This is a genomic window from Nocardia sp. NPDC051981 (assembly GCF_040680715.1).
GTDB lineage: Bacteria > Actinomycetota > Actinomycetes > Mycobacteriales > Mycobacteriaceae > Nocardia.
Map to the genome: position 1 here is coordinate 209,294 of NZ_JBFAXK010000015.1, position 8,685 is coordinate 217,978.

Consider the following 8,685-nt stretch of genomic DNA (forward strand, 5'->3'; position numbering starts at 1 on the left):
TACCGGTGTACCCCGTTGAGCAGCATTGTCAACCGTCATGAATCCGGTTGTAGCGCAACCGGAATCAACCGCCCGATGTCCGCGTCGCGCTGGCGCGGGATGGACTCGCCCGGGGCGGTGGAATCGGCTGATCCGGACGGCGTAGAGTCGCCGGAGTCGATGGCGGCCGCCACGAAGCGGACGACCGTTACCGCATGAAACCTGCTGGGGCGCAGGAATAGTGAGAATTCACAATCGGAGTGGAACTCGGGCGTGTCGGCCGTTCGGGCGGCAAGAATGGACCGCATGGTTGCGGTCGGGGGTCGGGCAGACTCGTGGGAAGCCGATGCGGCGGCGGGCGGGGGGCCGGTGCCGGGAGTGGATGTCGGGAAGTATCCGCTGGACTCGCCCGGGACTGCGGCGTGGCTGGCGGCGGTGGGCGAGGCGCGGGCCGAGCTGGCCGCGGATGGATGCTGTGTGCTGCGCGGGTTCATCAGGCCCGAGCTGCTGAATACCCTGCGTGGCGAGGGGGTGGCATTGGCTCCGCACGCGTATTACACCGTGGAGGACGTCAACGCCTACAACATTCCCCTCGATGCCGATCTGCCGCCCGACCATCCGGGGCGGATCGTGCTGCACCGCGGGAACGCGTTCGTGGCAAGGGATCTCATTCCCGCGGACGCGCTGATCCACCGGTTGTACACCGATCGCCGGTTCCAGCGGTTCGTTTCGGATTGCTTCGGCCTGGCCGAGCTGCACGAGTACACCGATCCGCTGGCGGGGTTGTGCCTCAATGTGGTCGCGCCGGGAATGTCGCATCCGTGGCATTTCGATACCAACGAGTTCACCGTCAGCATGCTCACGCAGGAGCCGGAATGCGGTGGGGTGTTCGAGTACTGCCCGAACATCCGGTCGCGGGAGGCGGAGCACCTCGCGGATGTGCGGGACGTGCTGACGGGGCAGGGGGAGCGGTTCATCCGGCGGCTGGAGTTGCGGCCGGGGGATCTGCAGCTGTTCCAGGGGAGATTCTCGTTGCACCGGGTCGCGCCCGTAGGCGGGACGGTGCAACGACATTCGGCGATCTTCGCCTACAGCGACACCCCGGGACTGATCGGCACCGCCGAGCGGACCCGGCAGCTGTTCGGGCGGGTACTGCCGGATCATCTGGCCGTCGGTGAGGTCCGCGGCGATCGACTGCTCGACTGAGAGGGAACAGCGCGTGCCGGTTTCGTTACACAGCTCCACCGGAAAAGCCTCGTTCGACCACATCTACGACCGCCCCGATCCACGCGAGTATTACGCGCGCATGGCCGAATTGGATTACCAGATACCGGAATTGGCCAAACCGCATTTCCAGCGGCTCCTCGCGGAGTATCGGTCGGCCACCGGCATCGCCACCCCCGCCGTCCTCGATATCGGCTGCTCCTACGGCGTGAACTCGGCCCTGCTGCGCCTGGACACCACCATGACCGACCTGGCCGGACGGTACCGCGGTCGCGACACCGACGACACCGCCGCGCTCATCGACCGCGACCGGCAGCTGCTGCACACCCACGATCAGCTGCCCGGCGTCCGCTTCATCGGCATGGACGCCTCCCGCCCCGCCCTCGACTACGCCGGCGCCGCCGGCTTCCTCCAGGACGCCGTGCACGCCGACCTGGAGTCGGGCGACCCGACCGAGGCCCAGCGCCGCACCCTCGCCGCCGCGGACCTGGTCATCTCCACCGGCTGCGTCGGCTACATCTCCGAACGCACCCTGTTGCGGGTGGCCCGCGCCCACGGCGGAAAACTGCCCTGGATGGCGCATTTCGTGCTGCGCATGTTCTCCTTCGACCCCATCGCCGCCCACCTGGAGACCCTCGGCTATCGCACCGAACGCGCACCCGGTGTGTTCCGCCAGCGGCGCTTCGCCTCCGCGGACGAGCAGGCACGGGTACTGAACACCCTGGCGGACAACGGAATAGACCCCGCCGGCGCCGAATCCGACGGGTGGCTCTACGCCCAGCTGTACTTGTCCCGGCCGAAAATCAGCGTCGCGACCGAACACTGAATCGCGTCGCACATCGAATTCACATCCCGGATTCACCTGAAAACTCCCCGCGATTGTTACGGTGAATCGGTGGCACCAGCGAAGATCGTAATTATCGGCGGTGGTTTCGCGGGCGTCGAGTGCGCCCGATATCTGGAACGCCGAGTGCGGCCCGATGAGGCGTTCGTCCAGCTCGTCTCGCCCGACGCCGGACTCTTGTATCTCCCGCTGCTGCCACAGGTCGCCTCCGGCACCCTCAACCCCCGGTCGGTCTCGGTATCCCTGCGCCGGATCCTGCGCCGCACCGAGGTGGTGCCGGGCATGGCGGTCGGGGTGGACCACGACACCCGGCGGGTGGTGGTGCGCCGATCCACCGGGCGCGAAACCGCCCTCGAGTACGACCATCTCGTCCTGGCCCCGGGCTCCATCACCCGGGTGCTGGACGTGCCCGGGCTCAAGGAACACGGCTTCGGCATGAAGACCCTGCCGGAGGCGATGTACCTGCGCGACCATGTGCTGCGGCAGCTGGACGTCGCCGCCCTGCGCGGCGGGCTGGCCGGGGACCGGGAACGGCTCAACTTCGTCACCATCGGCGCGGGCTACGCCGGGACCGAGACCGCCGCGGTCCTGAACAAGGTCTGCCACGCCGCCGCCAAACGCTTCTTCCCCGAGACCGAACGCGGCATGGTGCGGTGGCACCTGGTCACGCACGGCGACCGCATCATGCCGGAGCTGGGCGAGCGGCTCGGCGCGGAGGCGAAAAAGATTCTGGCCGAACGCGGAATCGAACTCATCTCCGGAGCGTCCGCGGCGGAAGTGATGGCCAACGGGGTGAAACTCACCAATGGGCGATTCATCCCCTCCCGCACCGTGCTGTGGACCGCCGGCGTCACCCCGAGCCCGCTGGCCGGGCACCTCGGCGCGGAAACCGACAAGGGACGCATCATCGCGCACGCCGACCTCTCTGTTCCCGGGCTGAAGGGCGTGTGGGCCATGGGTGACGCCGCCGCGGTCCCTGATCTGACCGACGGCGTCGACAAGGTGTGCGCGCCCACCGCCCAGCACGCCATGCGCCAGGGCCGGCACCTGGGCAAGAACCTGCTGGCGACCCTGCGTGGCGGACGATCCGAACCCTACCGGCATCCGGATCTCGGCATGGTGGTCGACCTCGGCGGCCGCGATGCGCTGGCGCGCCCACTCGGCATCGGATTGCGTGGTGTCCCAGCCCAATTCGTGGCACGCAGCTACCACCTGATGGCGCTGCGCACGGTCGTCGCCCGCGCCCGCGTGGCCTTCGACTGGACCGTGCACGGTCTCAGCGGCGACGACTTCCTGCGCATCGGCTACGGCGACTACCAGACCCACACCATCGGCGGATTCGAGCAGTCCGGCTGCTACCTGCAGGCCGACGAGGTGTCGCGGGCGCTGAAAGAGATCGGCGATCCCGGGTGAGTCCGGAACCCGCATGAAAACTATTGTGGCGCAGTAAATCCACATCTGGTCCGGACCGTGTGGTTTCAGGTGAAAGCCTGGCGCTCGGACGGTTTCGATGACAAGAATGGGTGCTGTGACCGCCAGGGGGACGGTCACGCGTGTGCAAATGCCAGGTTGCCCCTATCCGACGACCCACGAGGACACCCCTTGAGCGACAGCACCTTCGCCTTCGACGAGCAGCTGCCCCGCGTCCCGCTGCCCACCCTGGAGGAGAGCTGCACCCGCTTCCTGCACTGGTGCGCGCCCCTGCTGACCTCCGACGAGTACGCCGCCACCGCGGCCGCCGTCGAGGACCTGCTGCGCCCCGACAGCCCCGCCCGCACCCTGCACGCCGATCTGCAGCGGTTCGACGAGACCCCGGGCGTGGGCAGCTGGCTCGACGAGTTCTGGCCCTCCCGCTACCTGGGCCGCCGCGACCGGATCGCGTTGAATGCGAACTTCTTCTTCCTGTTCCGGGACGACACCGCCCTCGCCTCCTCGACCAGCGCCGACCAGAGCGAGCGCGCCGCCGCCCTCATCGCCGCGTCCGTCGGCTACAAGCTGCGCCTGGACAAGGAGGAGATCCCGCCCGCCACCCAGCGCGGCACGCGACTCAACATGGCGCAGAACAAGTTCCTGTTCTCCGAGACGCGCATACCGGACGCGCCACAGGACACCGTGCGGGTGCCCTACAGCGATGCCTGGCCCGGACCCTCGGACGCCCGCCACATCGTGGTCTTCTACCGCGGCACCATGTTCCGCATGGACGTCATCGGCCCCGGCGGCGTCCCCTACACCCCCGAGGACCTCGCCGACGGCCTGCGCGCCGTCATGAAGGCCGGTGCTCGGCGCGCCGCCACCAATACCTCGCCCGGGCACCTCACCACCCTCGCCCGCGCCGACTGGGCGCCGGTCTACGCGGCTCTGCGGCCCGCCAATGCCGCCGCCTTCGACACCATCGAGACCGCGCTGTTCTGCGTCTGCCTCGAGGACTTCGCGCCGCGCGACACCCTGCACGCCTGCGACCAGCTGCTGCACGGCGACAGCGGCAACCGCTGGTTCGACAAGTCGGTGTCGTTCATCGTCTTCGCCGACGGCGAGGCCGGCATCAATGTCGAGCACTGCGGCCTGGACGGCACCACCATCCTGTCCTTCGTCGATACCCTGCTCGAGGCGCCGGTGAGCGACCACGTCGCACAGTCGGGCGCACAGGCGCAGGGCCTGCCCGCCATCGAACCCGTCGAGTTCGTCCTCGGCCCGGAGTCCAAGACCGAGATCGCCTCCGCCGCCGCGTCTTTCGCGCAGTACGCCGCCGACAACGCCACCACCACGGTGTCGTTCGACTTCGGCACCAACCGCGCCAAGCGGCTGGGCATCTCCCCGGACGCCTTCGCGCAGCTGAGCTATCAGCTCGCCCACCGCCGCAGCAAGGGGCTCAACGGCGCCACCTACGAATCCATCGCCACCCGCCAATTCCGCAACGGCCGCACCGAGGCCATGCGCGTGATCACCCAGGAGATGCTGGACTTCGTTGCCGCCATGGAGGATCCGGCCGTGGACCGGGACCGCAAACTGGTGGCCCTGCGCACCGCCGCCGAGGCACACGTGCGCCGCGCCCAGGAATGCCAGCGCGGCGAGGCCCCCGAGCAGCACCTGTGGGAACTGCAGTGGATCCAGCGGCGCCGCGGCGAACAGCTCGGCGCGACGGCCCCGATGGCCTTCTACGACAGCCCCGGCTGGACCGTCACCCGCGACGACTACCTGAGCACCAGCTCCGCGCCGTCGGTGAACATCCAGTACTTCGGGTTCGGCTCCACCAGCCCCAAATGCATCGGCATCGCCTACGTGCTGCTGCCCGACCGCTGGAACCTCTACCTGGCCACGCCCAAGCACGTCGCCCAGCAGATGCACGACTTCGCCGAGCAGCTGCGCGGGGCGGTCACCGAACTCGCCGAACTGCTCACCGTATAACCGATTGCGGGGAGTGTGCGCCCGTCTGAAAGAATCACTCCCCGTGAAATCTTTCGAAGCCCTGTTCGCCGAGCTGCAGGATCGTGCCGCCAACCGCCCCGAGGGGTCGGGCACCGTCGCCGCCCTGGACGCCGGCGTGCATGCGCAGGGCAAGAAGGTGCTCGAGGAAGCCGGCGAGGTCTGGATCGCGGCCGAGTACCAGAGCGATGAGGAACTCTCCGAGGAGATCTCGCAGCTGCTCTACTGGGTGCAGGTGCTGATGGTGGGCCGCGGGCTGCGGCTCGAGGACGTGTACCGACATCTGTGATGCGCCGGTGCGCCGCACGCTGTGCCCATTCAAGGGCTGGGTGCGGCGCACCGTTCCGCTCAGCCCCCTGTCGACACGTCTTCCCTCCCCGTTCCGAAAGGACCTCCCAATGCTTCGCGTCGCCGTCCCCAACAAGGGCGCACTCTCCGAATCCGCCCTCGCCATCCTGTCCGAGGCGGGCTACCGCAAGCGCACCGACTCCCGTGAGCTGAGCGTGCTGGACCCGGTCAACCAGGTCGAGTTCTATTTCCTGCGGCCCAAGGACATCGCCATCTACGTCGGCTCCGGCGAGCTCGACCTCGGCATCACCGGCCGCGACCTGGCCCTGGATTCCGGTGCGCCCGTGCAGGAACGGCTCGCCCTCGGCTTCGGCCGCTCCACCTTCCGCTACGCCGCCCCGGCCGGGCGCGAATGGAAGGTCGAGGACCTCTACGACAAGCGCATCGCCACCTCCTACCCGAACCTGGTGCTGACGGACCTGGCCAGGCACGGCATCGAGGCCGAGGTCATCCGCCTCGACGGCGCGGTCGAGATCTCCATCCAGCTCGGCGTCGCCGACGCCATCGCCGACGTGGTCGGCTCCGGCCGCACCCTGCGCCAGCACAACCTGGTCGCCTTCGGCGAGTCGCTGTGCTCCTCGGAGGGCGTGCTCATCGAGGCCAAGGGCGCCGACCAGCACGACAAGGCCCGCAACCAGCTCGTCGCCCGCATCCAGGGCGTGGTCTTCGCCCAGCAGTACCTGATGCTGGACTACGACTGCCCCAAGGCGCTGCTCGAGGAGGCGGTCAAGATCACCCCCGGGCTGGAGTCGCCGACCGTGTCGCCGCTCACCGATCCCGAGTGGGTCGCGGTGCGCGCGCTGGTGCCGCGCAAGAACGGCAACGAGCTCATGGACCAGCTCGCGGACCTGGGCGCCAAGGCGATCCTGGCCACCGATATCCGGTCCTGCCGCGCCTTCTGATTCCGGTCGGGTCAGGACGGGCCGGATTCCGGTTCGTCCTCGCCGGACGGGAAAGGCGGTGGGGTGCCGCCGAATTCGGGGCATAGTCGCTTGAAATCGCAGTACTCGCACAGCCAGCTCGGGCTGGGCGGGAACTCCCCGGTCTCGGCGGCGGTCACGATGGCGGCCCACAGCGCCGACAGGATCCGCTCGAAGCGCAGCAATTCCTCCGGGTCCGGCGCGTAGGTGAGGGTGACACCGTCGGCGAGGTACATCAGCCGCAGTTCCGCCGGCGCCCGGCCCTGGGTGCGCAGCAGGACCAGGGCATAGAACTTCAGCTGGAACAGGGCCCGGGTCTCGTAGGCGAGGCCCGGGGCGCGGCCGGTCTTGTAGTCGATGACGTGCAGTTCCCCGTCGGCCGAGCGGTCGATGCGGTCCACGATGCCACGCAACGGCGTGCCGTCGGGGAGGTCGGCCTCGATGAAGGTCTCGCACGACTCCGGATCGAAGCCGGACGGATCCTCCAGCCGGAAGTACACGCCCACCAGCTTGCGTACCTCGGCCAGGAACCCGGGCAGCTCCTCGGCCGGAATCAGCGACTCCACCTCGGGCCGCGACTCGCGAACCCCCGTCCACGCGGGTTCGACGAGAGCGGCAGCGGCCTCGGCATCCCGCCCGGTGGCGGGCAGCCCGAACAGTGCCTCCAGTACGGCGTGGACCACCGTGCCGCGCACCGCCGCCCGCGAGGGCGGTTCCGGAATCTGGTCGATGACCCGCAGCCGGTATTTCAACGGGCACTGCTTGAAATCGATTGCGCGCGAGGGGGAAAGGGCGGGGCCACGGGGAGCGAACCGCTCTGTCTCCGGGGTACTGATCACGTCAACCGACATACCTGGCAGGCTAAACGCAAGCACCGACAAGGTGCGGACGAATCCGGCGCAGCGCATTCGCGGCGACGCACGACTTCACCACAACCACGCAGAACGGAGATTCATGACGGCCAGACGGACCGGCCCATTCCAGATCGGTGACCGGGTACAGCTGACCGACGCCAAGGGGCGCAAGTTCACGGTGATCCTGGAGACGGGCAAGGAATTCCACACCCACGCCGGCCACATCAACCACGACGACCTCATCGGCGCCGACGAGGGCTGCGTGGTGAACTCCGCCAAGGGCACCCCCTACCTGGCCCTGCGCCCGCTGCTGACCGACTACGTGCTGTCCATGCCGCGCGGCGCGGCGGTCATCTACCCCAAGGACTCCGCCCAGATCGTCCACGAGGGAGACATGTTCCCCGGCGCGAAGGTCCTGGAGGCCGGCGCCGGCTCGGGCGCGCTGACCTGCTCGCTGCTGCGCGCGGTCGGCCCCGAGGGCAAGGTCATCTCCTGGGAGATCCGCGACGACCACGCCGAGCACGCGGTCAAGAATGTCGAGCGCTTCTTCGGCGAACGCCCCGACAACTGGGAACTCACCCTCGGTGACGTGGCGGACTACGCCGGCGAACAGGTCGACCGCGTCGTCCTCGACATGCTCAAGCCGTGGGACGCGCTCGAGGCCGTCTCCAAGGCCCTGATCCCCGGCGGCGTCTTCCTCGCCTACGTGGCCACCACGACCCAGCTCTCCGAGGTGGTCGAGGCGCTGCGTCGCCAGGGCTGCTGGACCGAGCCCACCGCCTGGGAATCCATGGTCCGCCCCTGGCACGTGGTCGGCCTCGCGGTGCGCCCCGAACACCGCATGCAGGGCCACACCGCCTTCCTGGTCAAGGCCCGCCGCCTCGCCGACGGCGTCACCGCCCCCAAGCCGCAGCGCCGCCCGTCCAAGGGCTAGCGCGCCGGGAGGATACGTCCCGAGGCCGGATCCGGGCTCGCAACGAACGCGCCCCCGCCACGGAGGCGGATTCTGGGGGTCGTCGCAACACCGCTGCTAGTTGGTGGTGGACAAGAGCATAGCGAGACGCTCGGCTGGGTTGTCCCAGTCGAGCGTTTT

Annotated in this window: 8 protein-coding genes; 7 read left to right on the forward strand and 1 reads right to left on the reverse strand. The window is 68.8% G+C overall.

Annotated elements, in window-relative coordinates; all coding sequences use genetic code 11:
• Positions 1-285: 285 nt before the first annotated feature.
• From AB0L60_RS25400 to hisG, 6 genes are all read left to right on the forward strand, one after another.
• Entirely contained in the window at positions 286-1,185 is a 900-nt protein-coding gene (locus AB0L60_RS25400; protein WP_364618140.1) for an arpA protein, read from the forward strand.
• 13 nt (positions 1,186-1,198) lie between these two features.
• Positions 1,199-2,029 carry a class I SAM-dependent methyltransferase gene (locus AB0L60_RS25405; protein ID WP_364618142.1) on the forward strand — a complete coding sequence of 277 codons (831 nt, stop codon included), beginning with the start codon at positions 1,199-1,201 and terminating at the stop codon, positions 2,027-2,029.
• 69 nt (positions 2,030-2,098) lie between these two features.
• Complete coding sequence (locus tag AB0L60_RS25410; RefSeq protein WP_364618144.1) at positions 2,099-3,460, forward strand: FAD-dependent oxidoreductase; 1,362 nt, start codon at positions 2,099-2,101, stop codon at positions 3,458-3,460.
• 189 nt (positions 3,461-3,649) lie between these two features.
• Positions 3,650-5,452, forward strand: coding sequence for a choline/carnitine O-acyltransferase (locus AB0L60_RS25415; protein ID WP_364618146.1), 1,803 nt, complete (start codon positions 3,650-3,652; stop codon positions 5,450-5,452).
• Positions 5,453-5,495: 43 nt separating this feature from the next.
• Positions 5,496-5,759: a phosphoribosyl-ATP diphosphatase gene (locus tag AB0L60_RS25420; protein WP_033085388.1), complete on the forward strand. Its 264-nt coding sequence runs from the start codon at positions 5,496-5,498 to the stop codon at positions 5,757-5,759.
• 109 nt (positions 5,760-5,868) lie between these two features.
• Positions 5,869-6,720: an ATP phosphoribosyltransferase gene (gene hisG / locus AB0L60_RS25425; RefSeq protein ID WP_364618149.1), complete on the forward strand. Its 852-nt coding sequence runs from the start codon at positions 5,869-5,871 to the stop codon at positions 6,718-6,720.
• 11 nt (positions 6,721-6,731) lie between these two features.
• Here the strand turns inward: hisG and AB0L60_RS25430 are convergent, their stop codons facing one another.
• Positions 6,732-7,589 carry a RecB family exonuclease gene (locus AB0L60_RS25430; protein WP_364618151.1) on the reverse strand — a complete coding sequence of 286 codons (858 nt, stop codon included), beginning with the start codon at positions 7,587-7,589 and terminating at the stop codon, positions 6,732-6,734.
• Positions 7,590-7,692: 103 nt separating this feature from the next.
• Here AB0L60_RS25430 and AB0L60_RS25435 point away from each other — a divergent pair, with 103 nt between their 5' ends.
• A complete protein-coding gene (locus AB0L60_RS25435) occupies positions 7,693-8,526 on the forward strand; it encodes a tRNA (adenine-N1)-methyltransferase (RefSeq protein ID WP_364618153.1) in 834 nt (277 codons plus the stop codon).
• The last annotated feature ends 159 nt before the right edge of the window (positions 8,527-8,685 follow it).